This window comes from Arachidicoccus rhizosphaerae (genome assembly GCF_900107765.1).
Taxonomy (GTDB): Bacteria; Bacteroidota; Bacteroidia; order Chitinophagales; family Chitinophagaceae; genus Arachidicoccus; species Arachidicoccus rhizosphaerae.
Genome location: NZ_FNQY01000015.1, coordinates 35721 through 58944 on the forward strand (window position 1 = coordinate 35721; position 23224 = coordinate 58944).

The 23224-nt window shown below is 35.7% G+C and carries 14 protein-coding genes and 1 pseudogene; 3 read left to right on the top strand and 12 right to left on the bottom strand.

All coding sequences use genetic code 11. From position 1 onward, the window contains the following. Positions 1-70: 70 nt before the first annotated feature. From BLU80_RS12935 to BLU80_RS12950, 4 genes are all read right to left on the bottom strand, one after another. Entirely contained in the window at positions 71-688 is a 618-nt protein-coding gene (locus tag BLU80_RS12935) for a ferritin family protein (RefSeq protein WP_091399145.1), read from the bottom strand. A 21-nt stretch (positions 689-709) separates the two neighbouring features. Further along, positions 710-1159, bottom strand: coding sequence for a ferritin-like domain-containing protein (locus BLU80_RS12940; RefSeq protein ID WP_091399147.1), 450 nt, complete (start codon positions 1157-1159; stop codon positions 710-712). A gap of 53 nt (positions 1160-1212) precedes the next feature. After that, positions 1213-1830 carry a DUF4142 domain-containing protein gene (locus BLU80_RS12945; RefSeq protein ID WP_091399150.1) on the bottom strand — a complete coding sequence of 206 codons (618 nt, stop codon included), beginning with the start codon at positions 1828-1830 and terminating at the stop codon, positions 1213-1215. Positions 1831-2039: 209 nt separating this feature from the next. After that, entirely contained in the window at positions 2040-2609 is a 570-nt protein-coding gene (locus BLU80_RS12950; protein WP_091399153.1) for a YciE/YciF ferroxidase family protein, read from the bottom strand. Between the two features lie 495 nt (positions 2610-3104). Here BLU80_RS12950 and BLU80_RS12955 point away from each other — a divergent pair, with 495 nt between their 5' ends. Beyond that, a complete protein-coding gene (locus tag BLU80_RS12955; RefSeq protein WP_091399156.1) occupies positions 3105-3659 on the top strand; it encodes a hypothetical protein in 555 nt (184 codons plus the stop codon). Between the two features lie 30 nt (positions 3660-3689). Here the strand turns inward: BLU80_RS12955 and BLU80_RS12960 are convergent, their stop codons facing one another. From BLU80_RS12960 to BLU80_RS12970, 3 genes and pseudogenes are all read right to left on the bottom strand, one after another. Continuing rightward, on the bottom strand, positions 3690-3995 hold the full coding sequence (locus BLU80_RS12960; protein WP_139188152.1) for a hypothetical protein: 306 nt from the start codon (positions 3993-3995) through the stop codon (positions 3690-3692). 318 nt (positions 3996-4313) lie between these two features. After that, positions 4314-4763: a WYL domain-containing protein gene (locus BLU80_RS12965; protein ID WP_091399162.1), complete on the bottom strand. Its 450-nt coding sequence runs from the start codon at positions 4761-4763 to the stop codon at positions 4314-4316. 1030 nt (positions 4764-5793) lie between these two features. Continuing rightward, positions 5794-7047 (bottom strand): annotated as a pseudogene (locus tag BLU80_RS12970) (NAD(P)/FAD-dependent oxidoreductase). A 632-nt stretch (positions 7048-7679) separates the two neighbouring features. Between BLU80_RS12970 and BLU80_RS12975 the strand changes: the two are divergent. Next, positions 7680-8258, top strand: a complete 579-nt coding sequence (locus BLU80_RS12975) for a lipocalin family protein (protein ID WP_091399165.1) — start codon at positions 7680-7682, stop codon at positions 8256-8258. Positions 8259-8537: 279 nt separating this feature from the next. Beyond that, a complete protein-coding gene (locus BLU80_RS12980; protein ID WP_091399167.1) occupies positions 8538-11057 on the top strand; it encodes a hypothetical protein in 2520 nt (839 codons plus the stop codon). A 352-nt stretch (positions 11058-11409) separates the two neighbouring features. On the opposite strand, the gene BLU80_RS12985 is transcribed toward BLU80_RS12980, so the two are convergent. The 5 genes from BLU80_RS12985 to BLU80_RS13005 all read right to left on the bottom strand — a co-directional run bounded on the left by BLU80_RS12985 (position 11410) and on the right by BLU80_RS13005 (position 23062). Beyond that, a complete protein-coding gene (locus BLU80_RS12985) occupies positions 11410-12294 on the bottom strand; it encodes a phosphosulfolactate synthase (protein WP_091399169.1) in 885 nt (294 codons plus the stop codon). 349 nt (positions 12295-12643) lie between these two features. Continuing rightward, positions 12644-14413, bottom strand: coding sequence for an FAD-dependent oxidoreductase (locus BLU80_RS12990; protein WP_091399172.1), 1770 nt, complete (start codon positions 14411-14413; stop codon positions 12644-12646). Between the two features lie 254 nt (positions 14414-14667). Beyond that, positions 14668-17616 carry a glycosyl hydrolase 115 family protein gene (locus tag BLU80_RS12995; protein WP_091399283.1) on the bottom strand — a complete coding sequence of 983 codons (2949 nt, stop codon included), beginning with the start codon at positions 17614-17616 and terminating at the stop codon, positions 14668-14670. Positions 17617-17881: 265 nt separating this feature from the next. After that, on the bottom strand, positions 17882-19798 hold the full coding sequence (locus tag BLU80_RS13000) for a sulfatase family protein (protein WP_091399175.1): 1917 nt from the start codon (positions 19796-19798) through the stop codon (positions 17882-17884). Between the two features lie 501 nt (positions 19799-20299). After that, entirely contained in the window at positions 20300-23062 is a 2763-nt protein-coding gene (locus BLU80_RS13005; RefSeq protein ID WP_091399179.1) for a BspA family leucine-rich repeat surface protein, read from the bottom strand. Positions 23063-23224 lie beyond the last annotated feature (162 nt).

The following is a 23224-nucleotide window of genomic DNA, read 5'->3' on the forward strand; positions in this document are numbered from 1 at the left end:
TCTAATTATATTTAACCTGATTTATCAAACCAAGCAATAAAAAATATCCAAAACTAATTTTTAAAGGAAATTAAAACGCGCCTGAAGGGCTTTTGGGAATGACATTCAATAACTTCTCTGTCAACATGAAATCAATATGGTCTTGATCTTTCAATATTTCAACATATTCAGGACTATCAGATAAATTTTGCAATTCATCTTCCTTCGCTCTAGTAATATCTTTAAGTCCTTCAATTGTTTCTTCCAATAGATTCATATAGTCTTTAATAATGAAATATTGCTTTTGAAATGTAGACCTTAATAAAGGATAAGCATATTGCAAATAGGTATTATCGCATAACAATTTATAGGATAAATTCAACATTTTTTCAGAAGACAACACCCGCCTGATCAAACTATAAGATTTTCTATGACTTAAACCTACATTCAAAGTCATCCATCCTCTAAAAAATGCTCCTGACCAGGACGGTTTGACAATGATAGTTAAACCCTGCATTTTCAATGCAGTTTGCAAATGATCTGCAAAATAATAACTCTGTTGCATTCCTTGTTCCAATAACGTCTTTATATTAGAATTATCACAAAGACTTCTCGCTAACTGAAACCTTAATGCACGATCTAAATGTCTCTGAATCAGTTTACTCACCTGATCTTTAAGCTGTTCATTTTTCCTAAAAATAGACTTCATAACTAAATTTATAATATTAAATTAGGCATTATCCCTTAATGTTTTAATCTGATCATGCGCCTTTTCAATATCTCTAGATTGCATAGTAACAAGACCAATTAAATTATTATCAAGTTCGTCACTACTTTTTAAAATATTTCTATAGGTATTAACAGCGGCATCTTCTCCTCTTTCACAACTAGCCAGTACTGTTTTTCTTTGATTCGTCGTAAGAGCATCTTTAACGTCCATCCATGCTCTATATGCATCTCCACTAATACTGGTATCATTTTTAGGAACTCCGCCATAACTTTCCACGGCCACACTGAGATCGACAATATTTTTCCCACTTTGATTTGCGAATTGATCAAACAAGGATTGAAGGCTTAAATCGTCACTTTGCTCACGAGCTTTTCGGTAACCTTCTTTACGGTCTTCATTTATCTGAATCAAATTATTGAGTCTCTCAATTGTTTTATCATTAATAGTCATAATTATTGTTTTAAATGGTTATTATTAATATTATCTGAAATAATCAAAAATCATTAAAGTCCTGCTTGTATTTTTTTGGCCATTTGTTGATGTGACTCAATGGTTGGCAAGGCACTTGTTATAAAATCGTGAATTTCTGGATTTACAACAGCCTTAGAAGCCTTTTGAAATAAGTCAACAGTATTATCATGCCCTTTAACCATCATATCCATAAATGTTTTGTCAAACTCCGCTGCAGGTGTCTGATTTAATTTATCAATCATACTTTGACTTTCTTCATCAATTGCTGAAGGAATAGTTACGTTTAAATTCTTAGCAATTTGAACAAGTTGACTGTTTAATTTCCCGTGATCCTCTTCCATTTTGGATGCAAACTGTTTAACCTTATTAGAGGCAGCTTTTTCTTTCCCAATTTGAGCAGCTGCGACTTCTGTCATTCCACCATTAGCAGCCTTAACCATAAAGTCAGCATCATCCTTACTGATTGCAGTCGTACTATCAGCTATTTTCTCTTTATTCAGCTCCATTGCACTATCAACTCCATTTCTCTCAGCGCGACCACCATTGCCCCCTCCTTTACATCCCAATCCTAATATTATAATTGCTAGAAATAAAATGCTGCATATAAATGAAATAACACTTATTCCATTGTACCCTTTAAAATTTTTCATAATTATTCTTTTTAGTGTTTAAAATAAATAGTGGGAGTCCAAGTTATATTTGAATCTATTGCAGCAATTATAATTGCATTCTTTTAAAATATTTATTTGACAGAATCGTCAGGCAAATAAAATTGTCAAATGCGATTCATGCAACAAAACCTACAAGAACTCCCTATATTTATTACCCATAAATATTTTTAAATCTTAATTGTAATTATTTACTTTTCTTCAATACCTTCAATGTTGATATCATTTTCCGCTACTTTGGTCAAAAGCTGATCAGCTCCTTTTTCTTCTACTAAAGTGGCATATAATAATTTGGCCACCTCTTTATGCCCCATTTGCTTAGCCCATTCTGTCAGACAACCATAAGTGGCAATCTCATAGTGTTCGACTTTCTGCGCCGCCAGGATAATACCACAATCCCTAACCATTGTATCTGTCTTAGTTTCAGCCATAATTTCTGCGGCTTCTTTAGTAAGACCAGACATTGCCTCACACTTTTTCCCAATAGCTTTCAATCCCAAATAATCAAAAACTGTTTCAAGCCGTGTTACATGATTCTCAGTTTCTTCCAAATGCCCTTTGATGGCTGATTTCAATTCCGCAGAGGTTGTTCCTTTTATAATTTTAGGCAATTCCTTTACAAGATGCTTTTCCGCCCAATAAATATCTTTTAAGCCGTCAATAAATAATCGATGAAAAGGAGATTTTGCCATTTCCGCACTAACTCCTTTTTTAAAGGTTTTTTTTGACAACACGGGGTTAACATTTGATGTATTTTTCATAGTATCAGATTTTATAGGTTACATGTGAAGACTCAATCCCCACTTTACAAAAAATAAAAAAGTAAATTAAAGAAATAATTAAAATCAGACCTGCCCTACAAACAGTTTAATCATTAATATCTATTATTCACCTAGTTGTTTAACAATTCCTGTTTAGATAGATGCAGGCCTGAAATTGTTCACTTCAATAGATTTAAGGCATAAGGCATTCCAAAAAAAACAAAATAAAAAATAGATTAAAAATCAACAGTTTAAAGCAATGAAATTCTGTACATATAATGCCACCCGAAATTATAGTGGCACCTCTTCCACAATCATCCGTGTAAATCATACCCCAAACTTTTATTTTTAATAAACCTAATTTGGACGAGCCTTAATCAATGATCACATTTAAATTAATAAATGGGATCATTTAAAGTTCTGTCCGAATCTGGCATAATATTTTAAGCTTAATTGAATAATACGGATCTTGAGAATCAATTATAAATAATCATTATGATAGACAACCTTGTCATTCAATTAGAAAATAATTTAAGAGAAAGACCCATGAAAACCATGGATCCTAACACCCAACGGGCAGGGGATGAAAAACAGAAATCACCCAAAGAATTATATCAGAGAGCAACAATTGCGACAGCACTAGCAAGCATATTAGAATTTAGTAGAAAAGACCAGCATATAAAAAAACTAATATCTGACAACAAAGATATGGATTATGCAACGTTGATTTTTCACAATCAATTTGAGCAGTTAGCGCTAAAAATAAACGAATACAGTGGTTATCACCAAGAAAACTTTAAGGAAGATTTCAATTTTGTATTTGGAGAAATAATTAAAATTGTTCGTCATATGTTCGGCATTGATGCAATGGCAGCAAAGGATTACATTTCCAATCAAAGGGCAGATATACTTTCTTATCTACCTGGAGAATTGCAAACCGGTAAGTTCCTGCATAATACAACCATTGATGACAATACAAATAAGATGCATGGGCCATTTTCAGATTTCACTCATTGGCTGGGACAATTATTTTCAACAGCAGACCAATAATTAAGCTTCAAATTAATTATTACAGGGCATTTATTCTCCAGATCCCGCAAATATTGGTTTCCCTTTTTTGTCCCAAGATGCAGATTTGCTATCTTCAGTCGTAAGATTGCCTAAATTTAACTTTGCAGAAGCAATTTTATCCTTTTTAAGTTTAGCTTTACTTGGCTTACAGTTTTTTATGCATAACGGTGCTTCTGTGTTTTTTTTAGTCATTTTTTTCATATCATTTAAAATTATACCGGCATTCCTTATCCCTTTTCCTCTTTTATTCATTGATAAATCCATGACAGCGGCCATTTGAAAGGCAGAATTTAAATTAGATTTTTGTGGTTTCAATAGAACTTATTGCATACTTGCCTATTTAGCTTCAGAGTATCAGGTACAAAACTTATTCCAAAAGGGCCTAGATGCCATCATTAAAATTGCAAGACCATCAGTTATTGGCAATCAGAAGGTGTCAAATAATGTCATCCAACCATCACTATTGCCTGTCGAGGCATTTCACGTTAAACTAAATAGTTATTAAGCGAACAATTTTTATTTTCATTTCATGTATTTCGAATACACTCGATAAACGGTAAGATGAGATTCTGTAATCGGTGCTACCAGTGACTGAGGTTTTATCACGCGAACATTGGCACCAAATGAAAGAAGTCACATGATAAAGTCATATGTAATTTTATTTGTCAAACCAATAGCAATCACACTAGGCTCTTTGTATAAAATGCACTGAGTAGCGTGTAAATGGAGGCTTTTTATATCTTCACCTTGAACCTCTTCAAATAATAACTCTATCTCTTCAAATAATATTTCAGGATCATCAACAATCCCGTAACAATCCTTAAATTTATCATGCAGATTAATTTCTTTTGGATAAAAATGCTTTGAAAGAACTAATAACGATAAGACCCTGCCCATCCCAAAAGTCTTAATAACCTTGAACTTCCTATCCCAGCCAATCAGATACCAACGATGTTCAAATTCCTCTAAATGGTAAGGCCCAATTTCATAGGTAACAACCTCTTCCCTATTGTAAAATTTAAAATACTCAAACTTGACTACTAAATGTTTTTTTATAGCCTCAGTCAAATCCCATAAGGACATGGGCTAATTATACTTTCCTTTTGAAAATCCATCACTGATTCAATCCCATTAATGGAAAGAACATGCACTGTATTCATTGCTTCAATTAGCCGATTACTAATATTACCCGCCCTTTCCTCTTCCTCGAGTTTATATTTCTTAAGCTTTTTATCATAGGAAATTTTTATATTAAAGAAACTTAAAATATTTTCAATATTCCTGGCGAATGTCCTTCTTGAAATTTTTAATTCAATTCCTTTAAGTTCGGACTAATGCTTTAAAAATCATCTAAATCATTATAGGAACATGGATTTCTGGAAACTCATTCAACAATTAAACTTAATCTAAGATTGCTAGCTAAATGTGACATTTTCTTTTAAAGCATTTAACTACTTCAGTTTTTTTTATATATCAAATCAAAACTATTTGTATTCTTAGGATTTCTCTAAATACACTAAACAAATCATTACTAGTATTTTATGAAAATAATATTCAAAAATCAAACAATTACAAATCCAAAAAATGGCTTTTCCTAGCCAAAAAAGCCAATTCTTGCCCGTTTTGGTTGATCAAAGGCTAATTGCTTTGATTGGATATTTCAGCAAGTGTCATAGTGAGATGTTTATTGCAGAGAAATTATAGTGATCTTCTATAAAAAAACTATTTCTATTTTCATTTCCAATGGTTTAAATTTCAGTCAAAAAGAGTCAAAGTTGGTTGTTTAAGGATGGATAATGGAAGCAATCAAATTAGGTTGCCGATTTCTTGAGAAGTTTTGGTTGCGGACTTTCCGTTTTGGATTTCAAATGAACAGGCATGCCTTATTTTAAGAAAATTAGGATAGGAGAATCTAATCGCAGTAATAGATTCCTTTTTCTTTAATATTATTGTTGTAAGTCTTCTCATTGTTCTTTTGAATCATTTAATAATGCAAAATTGAGCAGTCACTCCGCCAAAACATGACCGAGTTAATAACATTCATTAAACAATTTTGAAAATTAAATAAAAAAAATACATCAATATTGAATATCAATAATTTACAAGCACTCCATTATCTTCTAAATTTATAATATGGTTCTAGCGGATGTTTTTTCCCCTGCAACATATAGGATACCATTTCCATTCCAGTTATAGAAAATGTAATCCCGTTACCCCCAAAACCTAAAACAAAATAAGCACCGGGAAAATTTGGATGCTTTCCTATATAAGGTAAACCATCCTTTGTTTCCCCAAAGGTTCCAGCCCATGCAAAATCTGTTCTGAAGGTGCGTCTAGGATCCTCAGCAGGAAGTAGCTTCAATAATTTCTTTTCCAGAAAAATTCGTTTTTGATTTAGCAAGCTATCACGACGGGCCGTATCCAAAAAAGGTTCATCTCCACCACCAATCAGAATTCGATTATCATCTGTCGTACGTAAATAAATATAAGGATTTGCTGTATTCCAGACTAATAGTTCCTGTATTTCAGATTGATCTCCATCAAAGCGTTCCCCAACAATTGCATAGGTGGAAAGCAGTTTAACAAACTTATCTTTTATAATATTGACACTTTCGTAGCCATTACAATAAATAATCTTTTTAGCATTAATGATATTCCCATATGAGGTCCATGCACGAATTCCCCTCTCACCATATTTAACCTTGATTATTTCCGTTTTATCATAAATAGCCAATCCTCTGCTATTATTATATGCTAACACATCATGCGTAAATCTAAAAGCATCGATACTACCGCCCTGATGCGAAAGTATTCCTCCATGTGTATTGGTTATTCGGTATCTTTCAAGAATTTCAGCAGACGAAAGCCAGTCAACCGGCAATCCATTGATTCGTCTTGTATCAAATTCCTTTTTTAGCCAGCTAATATCTTTTTTATATGCCGCAAAGTATAAAGACTCCTTCTTTTTAAAGCCACTTCCAGATTTAACCTGTTTAGAAATACTTTCTAATTTATCAATTGCCCGTTAACATGCCCAGTAACTGGCGGTAGCTCCTTTTTCACCAATTTGATCAATAAGTTTATGCAAGGGTATATCAATCTCATATTGAAGCATGGCGGTAGTAGCGGAAGTGCTACCATTTGCCACTTCCAATTTATCAATTAAGATAGTTTGGTAACCTTGCACTATGCACTGATGAGCAATCAAACATCCAGTTATTCCTCCACCAACAATAAGGATATCTACTTTTTTATCTTCTCTCAACGACGGATAGGTAGTTAATAATCCGTTTTTAACGAGCCAAAAAGGTTCACTTGACTTCAGTTTCATGGCAGTGAATTTATGTTTATGTTTACACAAGTCCATCTAATATTAAGCCAAATAATACAAAATACGCTTCAACAGATTAACAATAATCACAATGATCTTCTACCAATTTAAATCCATTATATCAGCAAGACATCAGTCGAAAGTGGATAAATTTATATTTGGGAAATTAAAGATAAATTTGAACCATTTTCTGCTGAAGCCCGGGCGTTTTATCCAAAACATAAAAAAAAGAAGTAATTTGATAGAATTTAGGACGTACATATAACTGACCATATTAAACAAAAAGCAAGATATCTTGGCATATTATTATAGCATGGTTAACTAAAGGATGGGCTATGGAAAAAATTCAACGAAAATATCATAGATTCCTATTTAATAGTAAAACCCCATTCGGGGCTATTGCAAATCGACTCAAAATTTATTCATAAAAATGGCTTTCCCCAAATAAAAAAATAAATAAAATAACACGGCACAATTACATTACATTACAAATCAAACAGTTACAAATTAACACTGAAAATCCATTTTGGCAATTAATATGCTACGCATTGAATAATATTGATTAATTTTAGGTTAGGTCAGATTAATTATAATCAACTTGTTATTTTTCTTAATCAAAAACGAATTAAATTCATTTACCCCACAAAGCGTCAATATTAAAACAACTTATGAAAAAGAAATTAATACTCGGTACAACTATCGCTATGGGAGCGGTGATGCTCCTTAGATCCATGAAAACAAAACCAAGGAAAGCGGAGCCTATAAAAGATTTTGACCTATATAATTATCTTGGAAACTGGTATGAAATTGCTAGACTTGATCATCGCTTTGAAAAACATATGACCAATGTAATGGCAAGTTACAGTGTCAACGAAGATGGAAACATCCGGATTATTAATAGTGGATATCAAGCAAAAAAAGATAAATGGGAGAAAGTGGAAGCAGTGGGCAAGTTCCGGGGTAGTGAACACGAGGGTGCCTTAAAAGTTAGTTTCTTTACTCCTATCTACGAAGGGTATAATATTATTTCAATTGATGACAACTACAAATATGCCTTAATAGCCGGCAGAAACCTTGAATATCTGTGGATATTATCAAGGGAGAAAAGCATTCCACAAAATATAAAAAACAACTACCTAAAACTTGCAGAACTTATCGGTTATAATATATCCAAGCTTACCTGGGTCAGACATGACAAACAAAGTCCATTTGAACAAAAAGATATACTCTTTGATAAGGATTTCTAAATTATGAAGATCTTAAATAATCATCTTCACTGAAAGTCTTCAATCATTGGCATTCCTTCAAAAACAATAAACTTCCAACTCCGTCTTATTTATTTTTTATAAAAAGAACGTATATCTTAGGCCAATTTTAAGGTTAACTCCAATACATAAGCTATCCAGTAAATAATTGACCATAATTAAATTAACCCTTCCGAAAAAGTTATCCACAATTTTCATTTATTCGATTCATAAGTAACCACAGAAATCCTACTTCACTTGTTGGTCATTTAGCTTCGTAACATGAAAAATTCCAACAAAAAAATTAGACAAAACCTGTATCCAGACAATGCTCAGAAACTGGTTGTAAAGGTCGACAGTGAAGTACTCTTTAAATCTGGCATTATCAGATGTATACCGGACCGTACTTATTATCTGGGTAAATTCCCACATGCACCGGAATCTAGGCAAGTATGTATTTGTCGGACACACCCTGGGGGCTCCACCAGTTTCTTATTAACAGGTATTAATGGACAAAGGGGTATATTTGAAGCCGCAATGACAGAAATTGCCCTGGACGAGGAAAATTTTGAACTTACTAAGTCTATATTTAATTTAAAAATTACTGAGGATGAAAAATCAGTGGAGCGCTTAATTTATGATGCTCTTGAAATTCATTCTAAACTTAACAGGCCACTCCCTGCTGAACTGGAAACCGGTCTACATATTCTTCAATATAATGAACAGGAAGTTAATGGGGCCGCAAGTTTATCACCCTTCCAAAAAAAGACAGAACAAATAGAAAAATATGTTTCTGATAAAAAACATGAACTAAAGGAAAGCCAATTTAAGAAAAAGTACAGAAGAGGCAGCAAGCACTTCAAAAAAGGGAATACGCCTCAAAATAGTTCACAAAAAAATAATATTAAAAAAGAAAACAATCAAGGAAAAGCAAATGGACCAATTATCGGCAAAATCTTTGACAAACAGTCGGAAGAATTGACTAGGGTAATCATGGGCAATGCACTTTTTACATCCAATGTCCCATTGCCCAAGGAATTAATCCAGGCGCTTTTAGACGAAGTTCGTGCAGGTGGTCTTACCAGCGAAAAAATCAAGAAAATCCTTCAAGAGCAGATAACAAGAAAGGAGCATAAGCTTACAACAAAGAAAAACCATTTAAAGGGCTCATATGATGACCAGGTAGGGGAACCATTTACCCAGTATTTAGCTCTTAATCCCACAAATAGTGAGGCTTCTCCTGTGAAAATAAATAATACAGAACAGACGGGTAACGACGAACAGTTCAATTCAATTCCTAGCAGCAACCAGCACAAGGAAGATAAAACGACCTTCGACAGCAATAACTCTAATAAGGATAAGATGGACAACGCTAAAGCAGATGTATTTAGTGAGGCCACTAATGTGGTTGATTCTAACACCACAGATGCAATTAATGAAAGACAAGATGCAACCATTAACGTAGAATCAAATTCTTATAAGGAGCGCAAATTAGATGATGTCCTCAACAAAGAAAAGCAATCAAATCCTGATAACTTATCGGTGGATTCAGGTGAAAAACTAGCGCGTACCTTTGGTGCATATTTAAATTTAGGCCTTAATCAGGGCTCAGAATTCCCATTGGAAGATTATACTTTATTGGCGCAAAGACTTATCAAAAAATTTCCCGACGTTTTTGACTTTCAAACAACACTCAGCCATCCAAACAAAAATCAACTGGATCTATCCGCAAACTCAAAAAACAATATTACAAACCTTACCAATAAACAGGAAAACAGCACTGGTAACAAAAAACGAAATCTAAAAATAAATACCCCTGAATCCAATGGCCGCGAGGAATTCGAGAAAGCTATTCGTAAACTTTCTGAAGAAAAAAATCGGGAAGCACTCGAAGAATTGGGCCCGGATGTGCCCAATTATGATCCAAATTATTGTAAGCATTGGAGTATTTATGACTGGCGAAATTTCCTGGATGAAGACAGGCACGTAGAAAACGACAATTCCCTTCTGCTGCCAGGTCAATTTCAACCTTTAATGTATTTATTTAGAGCATGGGTAAGAGATGTAGATGCGCACGAGGCCACCTTAAAGGAATTACAGTACCTAAAGACACATCCTGCAGTATTAAGTGACAGACAAATACTTACTCAGGACTATAAGCCAACTTTTGAAGAAATTGAATTCCAATTTGATATCTGCAATCAGTTTGCTACCGCCTTCAACACATCCGACAAATTAATGGCAATTGCACATATGGAAGAAATGCTGGAAAAATTTCCAGAGAATCCTTTTTTCTGGCACCGGTTGCATCGCTTCCATATAGAGATGGGCAATAAAGAACAAGCGTTTAGAACTGTATGTCGCAGGTTTAATACAAGCAAAGATCGACAAGCGGCCGTCGTAGGGTATTTTATAGAATTATTTAAAGAAAATAAGGCCTCCTTATTAACGGATTTCTTAAAAGAAACAATACTTTTCGAAAAGCATTTATCAGATCCGGCACCGACTTTTAATGAGCAATACTATCACCATTATTACCAAACTTTGGCCCTTCATTTTACCACAACAAATCAGTGGATGGAGTTCATTACGTTAGTAGACCTTTTCTACGAAATGGCTACTTCCAGAAATGATTTATTTCGCAAGAAATTCTGGAATATCTTATATAGTGAGGCTGTTTTCTTTATGAATGAGGTACTAATTACCTTGAATGATAAAAGGGAGTTCAAAGACACCTTCTTAGAATGCCTCCATCATGATGAATCACTCGGAGATGGCGCTGAGTCAAAGGAAGATCTATAAAATATTGGTATTAAGCACTTAAAAACACTAATCAGGAATTACTCAAAATATTAAAAATATTTAGCCACATGGGCCATGAAAAAGCAATAGTTTTTGTTTTGTTTTCATTTTAAAATAAGGGAATAAATAAAATCATTATATTTTTCATTAATATATCCTATTCAACCCTTTATATTGTCAGTTTGGCTCATTAAAAGTTGAACTACTTCTTAATAAGCCAAACTGTTTTCCTATTATTTTTATTTATACCATTTTCAGTAAGGAGATTCTATACTATCATCCTCAGTGGCTGCCAATATTAATAATCTCAGAACCAAAGCGCTGTAGTAAGTACTTATTTTTTTAAACAGTATTATAAATTTTTAGGCGTTAATTTTACGGTAGGGTTGGCCTTCGTAGATTTGGAGGCCTTTTTAGAGGTATTAATTTGATTCTTACATTCAGAGGCTCTACCAACTGCTGCTTTTTGCCTTTCAATGGGCACAAACTGCTTAAATGTATCACCTCTCAAACCAATTCTTAATGTTTCCAATGGAATTACATCCTCAGGGGCGATATTACCCAGATTAACATTGGGACCAAGCAAACTGATAAACCAGGCCTGTTGGCTTTTATTGGGCGCTTCCCATAAAATACTATCCTTAGGAACATTTTTCAGAATTTTATTGACCAAAGCCACATGGGCATTTCCATTAGGGCGATAAATACCAACCGTACCACTTTCCCTAGCTTCTGCAATTACTTTCCAAGCTCCTGCCTCCAACTCTTTATTCATCATCGAAATCCAAAGGTTCGGGCGAATCATAATACCTTCTTCTTTTGACCCGACCTCAGACAAAACAATAAAATCTTTGCTCAGTTGTTGAATATAGTGGCATTTTTGATCATGATTCATTTCAATAGATCCATCTGATACTTCAACACAGGCCATTTTATATTTACCGATAAGTTTTCTGTATTCATCAAACATTCCTCTAATAATGAAGGCCTCAAACAAGGTACCTCCAAAATAAGTTTTAATACCTGCCTCATGGTATAAACTCAGTTTTTTATCCAGTTCTTTAGTTATAATAGAGGTTCCGAATCCCAATTTGACAATATCTGTATAGTCATCACTTCTACTAATTAAATCTTCAGCCTGTCTCAGGCTGAGTCCTTTATCCATCACCATGGTGATTCCACTCTCTCTGGATTTAATTGTTCTTTGGGGTAAACCAGGTAATTCAAAATTATACATGGATCTTTTCTTAAATAAGTTTTACGGCACTATTGACTTCTCTGAACACCCCTAAAAAGCTAATGGAAGCGACTATTTCCTAAATAGTGCATACATTTTCAGTTAGGTATCAATTCAGAATGCGCGTCTTTATGATGGTAGATGATTCCGCAACCTCCAACCATTAATTGAAAGACTTTTTACATTGATTTGCCCCACAATATTACGTGATAATTAATTTTTTACAAACAGCATCCAATAATTTAACGAAAAACAATTGATTTACAGGAAACTATAACTAACAATATTACACAAAGTCATTTTTAAAGAACTATCCGATTAAATATAATAAAATTCAGATTCTAGTTTTTTAATTTACCCCCTTGGGCAAACTTAATACCTGTCCTGCTTTTAATAAGGCATTTTCTAACCTATCATAGGGTACGTTTTGTACAGGCAGGTCATTTTTTAGGGCTAAGGTTGCAGCAATACCTGCCGCCTCCCCTAAGGCCATGAATACAGGTTCCATGCGAATACTACCATAAGCAATATGTGTGGCAGAAAGGCATACAGGAACCAATATATTTTCCGACTCGTTCATTTTTGGTATAATTACGTCGTAAGGAATGGGATAAGGTATAGGGACCGCAATCTGTACATCCCCTTCATTTTGAACATCTCCCTTATCCGATATATATCGCTGGGTATTATGACTATCCATTGTGTATGCACCCATTGCAATGCCATGAGGCGCATTAGCCGCCAAAACATCTTTTTCACTCATTACATAATCACTCACCATTCGCCTGGCTTCTCTGACATAAAGAGCATATGGGAAGTGACCATTATCTTTAAATTCATCCTTAGGTAATCCCCAACGGCTAAAGGAGGCACGTACGTCTTGCGGAATATCCAGATCGTTTTGAACCGTCCAGATGAATCCCAATGTCCAATACCGGTGACGCTTAGCGATATGTAACCGCGCCTTATAAGAGGCTGTTAAATAACCTTTGTTCCAACCAATTGCATCCATGGAAATCCCACAATCATTATTGGCATCTATTTTACTATTGGGCAATGGAGACACTTTCCACATCCTCTTCTCACCCAACTTCGCGGCACGTATAAGGAGTTCAAAATCATCTCTTTGGTAGCCTTTGGGCTTTTTCACCCGAATCCTATTTGCCGAATCATTAGTCAGACACATTCTATAACAATAGGCCTGTAATAAATCATCTCTTTCTCCATCCATTTTTTTTATACTCGTTTCTATCCCATGCAGCAAGCCGCTTTTAGGGTTTCCAGCCATTCTATAGGGAGAAATACCTCTTGGCAAATTGTTTTTAATTGATAATTTTTTTTCAACACCATTAATGGTTTCTTTATAATTTGCATTTGCTTCTCGGCCAACTGCAAAACTAATGCCTGCCAGAGCCATTAAATCACCTTCATATGAAGCATCAATAAATAATTTAGCCTTATAGACTTGCCCATTATCCATTCGTATACTTCCTAACCTGGACATTTGACCATTGTATCCTTTTTGCTTGTCCGGCTTTTGGCGTCTATCCAGCGCTACTGATTTAACAACGGTTACTGCTGCATCTGACAGCATAGATTCAAAGACTTTTTCTGCCACATGCGGCTCAAATGTCCACATCAATGAGTCCTTGAGTTTGTAAATGCCATAGAGTTTTTTACGATAACTGTTAAGAGTTCCAGATTTCCAGCTGGCATCCTTTTGATAATACTTGTAGATCTGATGATAAAACTCTCTGGCAAGTCCTCCAATAATTGCCGGATTGCCAATATCAGTCCATCCCAGGCCGCTAGCCGTCATGCCGCCTATATGAGCATCCGGACTAATCAGCAGTACTTTGAATCCAGACTCCCCCCCTGTCTTACTAGCTGCTATTGCAGACATAATACCTCCCGGAGTAGCACCATACACCACTATATCATATTTTGCTACAGTATCACTGGCAGCCAATAAACTATACAAATGAAAGTCTTCTTTTACGTTTCTAAACTCAAGTCCATTAGCTCTTCCAAAATTCGCATGAACAACTAAAGTCATCAATACATAAATTATTCTTTTTGGCAACAGACAGAATCTGTTATTGTATTTTTTATTATGCATGCGTCATGATTTTTAAAATAAACTATTTCAATTTTCAAGACATCAATCACTTTAAACATCATGATTTTCAATCTTTTAGAATAAAATCTATTATTAATTAAAAAAGCCCGAAAGTCGTTAATGAATTCACTTTTCCAAACCTAAAAAGCAATTCTCTGACTATCGGGCACCACTTCACTCAAACTTTATTCTTAAACCCTAACAATAAACACAAAATTTATAATTTAAAACATCAAAATTTCGGTAACCGGTTCCTAATCGGGACAATTAACAATGGTAGGTCTTGGGCCTTCATAAGAAGGCTTCAGGCCTCCTAAGTCAATAACCACTTTTTGTATTATAATACCAGGATCTCCTGTAATAATCTTTAAGGTATGCTTACCAGGCTTATCAATATATAAGGTAGAGACATTCACTGCTGCATTACGCTGAACATGAGTCGCCCAGTCCTGCGAGTATTCAGGAGCTGAAGAAGACGGATAATCCACTGCCCCTTCATCAATGGACACACCATAGGTGGTTTGCACGGTAGAGACTTCATGGAAACCAAAATCCCTATTAGAGCTTAAAGGGAAAGTAGGCAAAACATATGTATAAACCTTAACCATACCTCTATGAAAACAATAAAAATCATACTGTAAATTGGGTGCATTGGTATATTTAGGGTTAATCACTGGCAATATGGGACTGCCCATCATCACAGCAGTATCTGTACCTCTATATCCTAAATCAGGAATCAGTTGCATTTTTACACCTCTGGTTTCAGATTTACGTGTATATCCATTTGCTGGGATGACAACTACTCCGTTTTGTTCTACATATAATCCTTTCAAGCTATCGCATGAGTTATCATTAACCTGAGCTGCCACCAATAACCGCTGCTGGCCAGCTTTAGTAACTAGATCAATATATCCTGTATAACGCCCTGGCTTTTGTAGTTTATGCCAGTCTATATCTACACTTACCCTTTCTGCTTCATTTACTTTTCCAGATTTCATATTCACTACAATCCAGGGATTACTTGTCTTTACTGCCCACTCCAATGGCTGACTTCCCGTATTATAAATATCAAAATAATGTTGTTTACCAGAGAGCTGTTCGAAGATGGGAAGAATATTAAAAGAACCATCCACCCCCACATTACCAGCCCCTTCTGCTTTAACTTTTATTACTCCTAAGGCAGGAAGATCAAGTGAATATAATTTAGGTTTTTCAAAATAAGAGGCGGTAACTCCATTAACCATGGATATCACATGATTCCATTTTCCCCCCAGCAGTTGATTATAATTTTTTGTCATCAACTGCAGACTATCATATATTACATCCACTTGTTTTTTAAGAGAGTTTGCACTGCTATTCCCATTATAATAAGCATGCCTTTGCTGTTGGGCTATAAGCCACATTCGGTTCATTAAACTGGCACCAATAACTGGATACAATACCAATTCATAAAAAGAAGGCCGAAATTCTTCTGACAATTGATCGTAAATAGTTTTGGCTTTGTTTTGGATGTCTAAATATTGCTGAATCCTATTCTCTGCTTCTTCATAATTATCAAAAGAATACTCGGTTTCCGTAGCAATTTCTCTTTGATGCTTATTTGAATTCCATTCAAATCCCCAAGCCATCGCTTCCGGTTTTTTGGAAAATGCCAGTTGATTGTAACTCCGGGTTATCTCCTGCAAAGATTTATAATACTTTTTCCCATATATTTTGGCCAGCCAACTTGCCTGAAAAATAGGAGAATTGTCAAAACTAAAGCTGTCTATGGCGTAAGCCATACTTAAAAACTGTGTGACAGGGGCCTCTACTGATTTAATATCTCCCGCATTGAGCAGCCAATATCTGGTAGCACCTGTCAGATAGGCTTTATGTAGCTCCTCATACATTAAATTCGGAGGTGTACTTGCAATCCACAGATAGTCATGAGGCATACCTAAATATGATGCGTGATAATACACCCCAGAACCACCTGGACGCTTTCGTTCAGTTTCATTGGAAAGTTGCTTTAAATAACCAAAATTATCATCTGGCCATACTAAAGTAACTTCTCCTGGGACTTTAAGTCCGGCATTATATATTGCTAAAACTTCTTTATAGGGAACGAAGATTTGTGGAATATCCTCCATTGGCGTATCTATATGTTTTTCCAGTAAGCTCCTCTGATCTTTTAAAGCCTGATCTACTAGTTTCACCCTTTCTGCCATGGAATAATCGCCTTGCATTTCCTTATCATGCAATCCTCTTAATGCCAGAGTCCAGACATTTTCATAGGGTGCATTCTCACTTACTCTTTTGTCCAGAATTTTCAATATCCCTGCACGATTCGTCTTATAATCCCACTCTCCCATCGTCTTAGTATCCCATTCGGAAGCATTATTGAACAAAAGTGGTTCTGGATGCGTTGAACCCATTACAATTCCAAAACTATCAGCAATCACTTTATTCTCAGGATATTTATTAAAAGCACTGGACCCTGGATGCATGGCGGGACATAGATAATTAGCTTTTAGTCTTAGCAAGAGTTCAAAAACGGCCTTATAGGTTTTAGGACCAATATTGTGTACAGGATCATATGTTTTACTAGCCCATGGCCGTAGGCCCCAATCTTCATCGTTTATAAATAGCCCTCTGTATTTCACAGTGGGTTTAATTGAAATATAATCTTTAATTTTCAAGGCAATTACAGGTTGTTTTTTTACAGGAACATCTGCCCAGAAATACCATGGAGATATCCCGATTTTCTCAGAAATTGTAAATAAGCCATAGGCTACCGCCCTACGATCACTACCAGCTATAACAAGCGCCTGTTTTACATCCTTAAATGGATGGTCAACCATAAACATCCCATAGCGTTCCCACTGTCCTTTTAAAGAATCCACATTGATTCTTCCAGATTTAATCAGTTGCTGGATCCACTGGTTTCCATCAATGGTTCCGGCGATTATCAAATAATCTGCTTTAGAAGGTTCGTTTAATTGTTTTGGAAATTTTCCAGTCACGCGTTCCACATCTTCACTAAATAAATGCTTATACGTGCCAATTGCCGACTTATCATGAACATCTGTCAAAATCTCTGCTTCTGATAATAAAAATCCATGAAGATTCTGACGTTCACCAGCGGCATTACTTAACTCAATTTGCCCATACCCTTTTTTCAAACCCACTCCAGAAATCAAAAGCCCTATACAGAAAAGAATCATAATGATACCCTTATGCCTGATAACAATGCGATAGGGAGACGTTTTAGAATGCCTTATACTAATCATTTGACTAAAGATTCTACTTTTAATTACACTCATATTATTACAAAATATTATACATAAAGTCTAAATCCACATAAATTATATGCTCACAATAAATATTGTTTGACCCTTATATTCATTATTATTTTATTACTTCTTAAGTATCCTAATTCAACCCAGACATTATAATTCTTAGAATCCATTTATAAAATAAAAAATGGGTTTAAGGGGCTGTAGAGAGTTCATTCATGGTAAAATAAAGGTCAAAAATGCGGCCTTGATAATTTTGCAGGCGTCCATGTTGATTACGCCCTTGGATTTTCCCACAGGTTACATATCCCCCTTTAACTTTGGTCAGATCTTTACCTAAGTTTAGTGTTAGAATAGGCTGGTCATCAAAAAGTAGGGACAAATCTCCACGTGCCGTAAGTTTAAATAAAACATGCCCTTCTTTCATAGGCAACTTCTGACTTTCAAATATTTCCCCTCCTCCCAATTGAACACCTATTTTACCGTGATATCCAAAGAGTTGAAAATTCCCAAAATAATCAGTAATAACCCCTCCTCTACCCAGATCATTTAAATAAGCCGTAATAAATAAGGTATCTGGGTTCCATAATTTACGATTAAAAGAAAGATCAGAAGCACTCCATCCTTGTTCAATCGTATACCTATGATCAAAAAAAGTAGGCAGTGTCCCTTTTAGAATCATTTCATCTGTTTCACCCTGGCGGCTTAACTCCTCTTTTAGGAATGACCGGCCTTTAGTCAATTCATTTGAAAATTCAGGACTTGCTACAAGGTTTTTAAAATCCTCTTGATCCTGGTTTAGATTAAATAGTTCCTCTGGTGGATGATAACTATAACGGTTGAGTAAAAATCTGGTCTTATAATCGGTTTTGGCCGCTTCTACCCAACTGTCAAAATAAAATTCGTTTCGCTCTACCTTATCAATATGAGTTATAAACCGTTCTCCCGGATGATAGTTTCGAATGTATTGCCAGCCATCTGCTGTAATTATGGTTCTGCCAGGCGTATAATTATACCAATAATGAGGCTCCATGGAAGATTCTCCAAAAATATAATCATGAATCTGTTTTTGATGTCCAAACAATACAGATTTAAAGGACAGCCCATCTAAAGTATCAATTTTCTTTCCGCCAGCAAGGTCGATTAAGGTTGGTGTTATATCCACTAAAGAAACCAAAGCATCAGTTTTACTGAATTTATCAATATGCCCCGGCCAACGCACAATTAAAGGTACATGCAATCCTTTATCATACACGCTCCATTTAGCAGATGGAAATTGGGCTCCCTGATCAGATGTAAAGAAGGTAATCGTATTATTGGTCTCACCAACCTTATCCAAGGCAGTCAAAACACGACCTAACATTTCATCTGCTGCAGCAATGCTCTGGTAATAAGAAGCCAAAGCACTTCTTGTTTCTTTGGTGTCAGCCAGATAAGCTGGAATTTTTATTTTCTCGGGAACAAAATCTTTATGCGGAAACCAAGGTACATGTGGTAACCATGGAGCTACAATTAAACAAAGAGGCTGATCGCGATGCGTTTTAAAATGGGTCTCAATCAAATGTACAGACTCATTATTACGATCTACTCTATTTTCAATCGGTTCATATTTTCCGAATTCTTTTCCAATTACTTCAAAAGGAAAATTATCCAGCGGGAAAACATCTGTCTTTCCTGAAATTACTACTCTGTAACCTAAGGCTTTTAAAATCTGAGGGAGATTATTTACACCTGGATTTACAGTGAAATGATTCATCTGTGCACCATTATGATGAGGATACATCCCAGTAAATAAAGCACTCCTACTAGGTGTGCACATGGAAGAAGCAGCATATGCCCTGGAAAACTGCATGCCTTCCCTGGATAAACGGTCCATATTTGGCGTATGGACATCTATATTGCCATATGCACCCACATCCTGCATATTTAAATCATCTGCAATAAAAATTACAATATTCGGAGGATGTTTATCAGAATGATTCAGAATTTTTGCAGATTGGGCGGAAGCCCCTAGCAAAGCCCCTAAGAATAAATTAACCAGAACTAATAATTTGTGGATCAATCCATTAAGTCTTCTATTATTAATATTTACATTATTAGATTTAGGCATATTTTGCTGATTAAGGGACACGGTGACTGGAACTAAACCATAGTTATATTCTAGTGACTTTTAATTCATTTATTTAATATGTCCAATCTTAGCCACATTATAACATTAAAATGGCCATAAATCATCATCTGGTAAATCTGATACCTGTAGGACACACCATATATATTATAACTCAATTTACGAAATACCCAGTGATTCAAACATAAAATGAATGGAACAGAATTTTAATCCATCAAACCTATTTATTTATAACAAATTCTATGGTATACAATCTTCTCATTATTTCGTACAAATTTCTCAAAATGACTGCTGAAATAATCCGCAATTTTGAAAAGGTATTTACTGCTTCGCAAAGCCACACACAACATATTAATAATCAATACAAAACATATAAGGAGCATACAAAACTTTAAAGATCATTTTCCAAACTCCTAAAATAAGAGTCTCCTAAATGCAGGTCAACTTGGAATCCAAATTAACGTCCGGGTCAATATTGAAGCACTATTTTTTAATTAATTTCAACTTTTGCTCACCTACCTGCATAAAATATACACCTGCGGTAAGTCCAATTAAACTAATCTTATTTGTTCCTGCATGTAAATTTGCAGTTTTTATCAATGTCCCGGTTGATGAATAAATGTGCAGCATTGAAGAAGTATTAATATTGATTTGAACATAGTCATTTGCAGGATTAGGATAAACCTTCAGGTAATTGTCAATAATCCGTGTTAACTGCACTAATTTAGGACCATAACTTATATCACCGTTATCGTCAACTATTTTCAATCTATAATATCCGTTTGCAGCTTCCTGAGCTACTCTTAACTGATAACTATTACCGCTGCCTTTTGCTGCTATATTCCCCAACTTTATAAAGCTTCCGACCGGATCTATACCGAATTCATTATAAACCGCCTCCAATTCAAAATGATCAATACCTGTCTCAACCCCAGTTTGCCAAATAAGTGTGGCTGTGCCATTATTGATAAATCCGGCGAAACTAATTAAAGACACTGGCAAGGTACTTTCCGTAACCGTACAATTACCCACAACATCTCCCTCAATGGTCCATCGTTTATTATTAAGCAGATCATCATGATAGGTGGTTACATAGGAATCATCATAGGACAATCCAGTGGCTGTCAATGTTAATCCCGTAGGAGTATTAGGGTTTAAATCCCACCCTTTTAAAGTCTGGCTGTAATTATTACAACTCATTCCAGAATTGCTTAAAGCATTCACCAAAGAACCATCTGTCCCATTATTAGAGGCCGCAGCCACACTACGCAAATCCCAGGTACCGATATTCTGATCAAAAGAACTGGCTCCGTCTAATAGACGAACCATATTCGTTACACCTGCTACATTCCAATTACCAATATTGGAGTTAAAGCTTGTCGCATCATAAAACATATAGGCCATATTGGTTGCTCCCGAAACGTCCCAATTACTTAAATCCTGATTAAAAGCATGAGCACTTTGCACTACGTGACCGATATTGGACACTTTTGACACATCCCATCCACCAATAGGATGATTAAATCTTAAAGCGCCATTAAATAGATTGCTCATATTAGTCACATGGCTGGTATTCCAATCACCTAATGGCTGATTAAAAGCCTTACATCCCGCAAACGTATAGTCCATAGTTGTCACATTACCGATATCCCAGTTACCAATATCCTGATTAAAGGCTGCTGCATTTCGGAAGGTATTGCTCAAATTGGTGATCGACGAGGTATTCCAGCCAACCATTGCCGTATTTTCAGTCAGGGCTGAACAATCTCTAAAAGCGCCACTCATATCCATGCAATGGGTCAAATCAGGTTTATCTAGCGCATGAATTTCCAGATTAGTAGCCCCTTTAAAAGCATCTTTAAATGAAAGCCACTCAATATTGCCCCATTGTTCAACACTTAAAAGCATGCTCGGTGTTGACGTCCCAATGGCAAACTGATTAAAGTTTCCAGTAGACTCTGTTATGGAGACCAGGTAAGCTCCGGGAGCAGGAAAATTAATTGTGTTTGTACCATTTGCTCCGGTCTGACCTCCAAAGACAGCAGCATCCTCCAAACTTTCCCAATGAATATTAAATCCGCTTCCCACTGCATTAAAACTGATAGTAGTCGCAGTGGAGTTTGTAAGATTTGTCCTCCAAATCATTGAAAACGCCTCAATTGGTAAATTATAGTTACTTGACGGTGCATCCAATAACTCCCCCTGAGCAACCGCTGTTCCAAAATCCGGCGTTCCATCTGAATTCCAGCTAAAGGGCTGAATCCTGACATTTCTTGGGTTATTGGATCCCCCATTGGGATTTGAACGTGCATGATAAACAATCCAGTCTTCTGTACCATCTGGCGACTTAAAAAATCCATTATGGCCTGGTCCATAAACCTGTCCCGCATCATTGCGACTAAAAACCGGGGTGGCATTCTTTGTCCAACTGGTAGCCACCATGGGGTCGGCTCCAGGGGTTAAAGTCAATAATCCCAAACAATAATTATCTGTGGAATACAAACTCGCTGAATAAGTAACATAGACATTCCCATCAGGATTAGTTATTGCTTCTGGTCCTTCATTTAAAGCCAATCCATGTCCTTCCCAATCATATTCGGGCGTGCTTATCAAAACACGATTACCGTCAACGGTCCAGGGATCGCTTAATTTGGCGATATAAATACTTTGCACGTGTTCCGTAGTTGAGGTCCACCCTGACCATAACATGTACAATTGATTATTATAGGCCATTACCGTTCCATCAATAGCCCAGTTATTTGTTGCATCACCTACCTGTCCCTTTAATGTCCAGTTACTAGTCGTTGGGTCTGTATCTGAATTTTCAATAACATACATTCTGTGATTAGCATTAGTTCCATCATCTGCAGCAAAGTATACATACCATTTACCATTAATCTTATGCAATTCGGGAGCCCAGATATCTTTCATCGTTGGAGGAGGCGTATATACCGTTGCGTAAGCGGGGGCAGAGGCCACAACATCTCCTAAATGGGTAATGTCTCCAGTACGGTAAATTACAATTTTACTTCCCTGAGTATAAGTAAAATAATAGAGACCTCCTTCCTGATAAATCCATGGATCTGCGCCCCCTGTTGCCCAAATTGGATTGGTAAATTGTGGCAGCGTCCCTGAAGTTCCCTGAGCCTCTAAGCAAGGTAATCTACCAGTTAACATAACCAATAAAATCAACATTAAACGCCACATTTGCGTTTTTGATTTTTTAAGTAAAATTTGATTATTCATACGCAATGATTTTTGATTTTGATTGTTGAATTTAATTTTAACGAATTAGTCCCTTGCAAGAAAGAATCTTACCAAGGAGTACCATCTATGCCACTTCCATTATCTCCGCCCAAGCTATTTTTGATATAACATTCAACTTCCTCAGTTACATTAGAAGACTGT

Excerpts from the sequence above, each read along its gene's own strand:
- BLU80_RS12935 (WP_091399145.1), bottom strand. The coding sequence starts at position 688 with ATGAAGTCTATTTTTAGGAAAAATGAACAGCTTAAAGATCAGGTGAGT.
- BLU80_RS12940 (WP_091399147.1), bottom strand. The coding sequence starts at position 1,159 with ATGACTATTAATGATAAAACAATTGAGAGACTCAATAATTTGATTCAG.
- BLU80_RS12945 (WP_091399150.1), bottom strand. The coding sequence starts at position 1,830 with ATGAAAAATTTTAAAGGGTACAATGGAATAAGTGTTATTTCATTTATA.
- BLU80_RS12950 (WP_091399153.1), bottom strand. The coding sequence starts at position 2,609 with ATGAAAAATACATCAAATGTTAACCCCGTGTTGTCAAAAAAAACCTTT.
- BLU80_RS12955 (WP_091399156.1), top strand. The coding sequence starts at position 3,105 with ATGATAGACAACCTTGTCATTCAATTAGAAAATAATTTAAGAGAAAGA.
- BLU80_RS12965 (WP_091399162.1), bottom strand. The coding sequence starts at position 4,763 with ATGTCCTTATGGGATTTGACTGAGGCTATAAAAAAACATTTAGTAGTC.
- BLU80_RS12975 (WP_091399165.1), top strand. The coding sequence starts at position 7,680 with ATGAAAAAGAAATTAATACTCGGTACAACTATCGCTATGGGAGCGGTG.
- BLU80_RS12980 (WP_091399167.1), top strand. The coding sequence starts at position 8,538 with ATGAAAAATTCCAACAAAAAAATTAGACAAAACCTGTATCCAGACAAT.
- BLU80_RS12985 (WP_091399169.1), bottom strand. The coding sequence starts at position 12,294 with ATGTATAATTTTGAATTACCTGGTTTACCCCAAAGAACAATTAAATCC.
- BLU80_RS12990 (WP_091399172.1), bottom strand. The coding sequence starts at position 14,413 with ATGCATAATAAAAAATACAATAACAGATTCTGTCTGTTGCCAAAAAGA.
- BLU80_RS12995 (WP_091399283.1), bottom strand. The coding sequence starts at position 17,616 with ATGATTCTTTTCTGTATAGGGCTTTTGATTTCTGGAGTGGGTTTGAAA.
- BLU80_RS13000 (WP_091399175.1), bottom strand. The coding sequence starts at position 19,798 with ATGCCTAAATCTAATAATGTAAATATTAATAATAGAAGACTTAATGGA.
- BLU80_RS13005 (WP_091399179.1), bottom strand. The coding sequence starts at position 23,062 with ATGAATAATCAAATTTTACTTAAAAAATCAAAAACGCAAATGTGGCGT.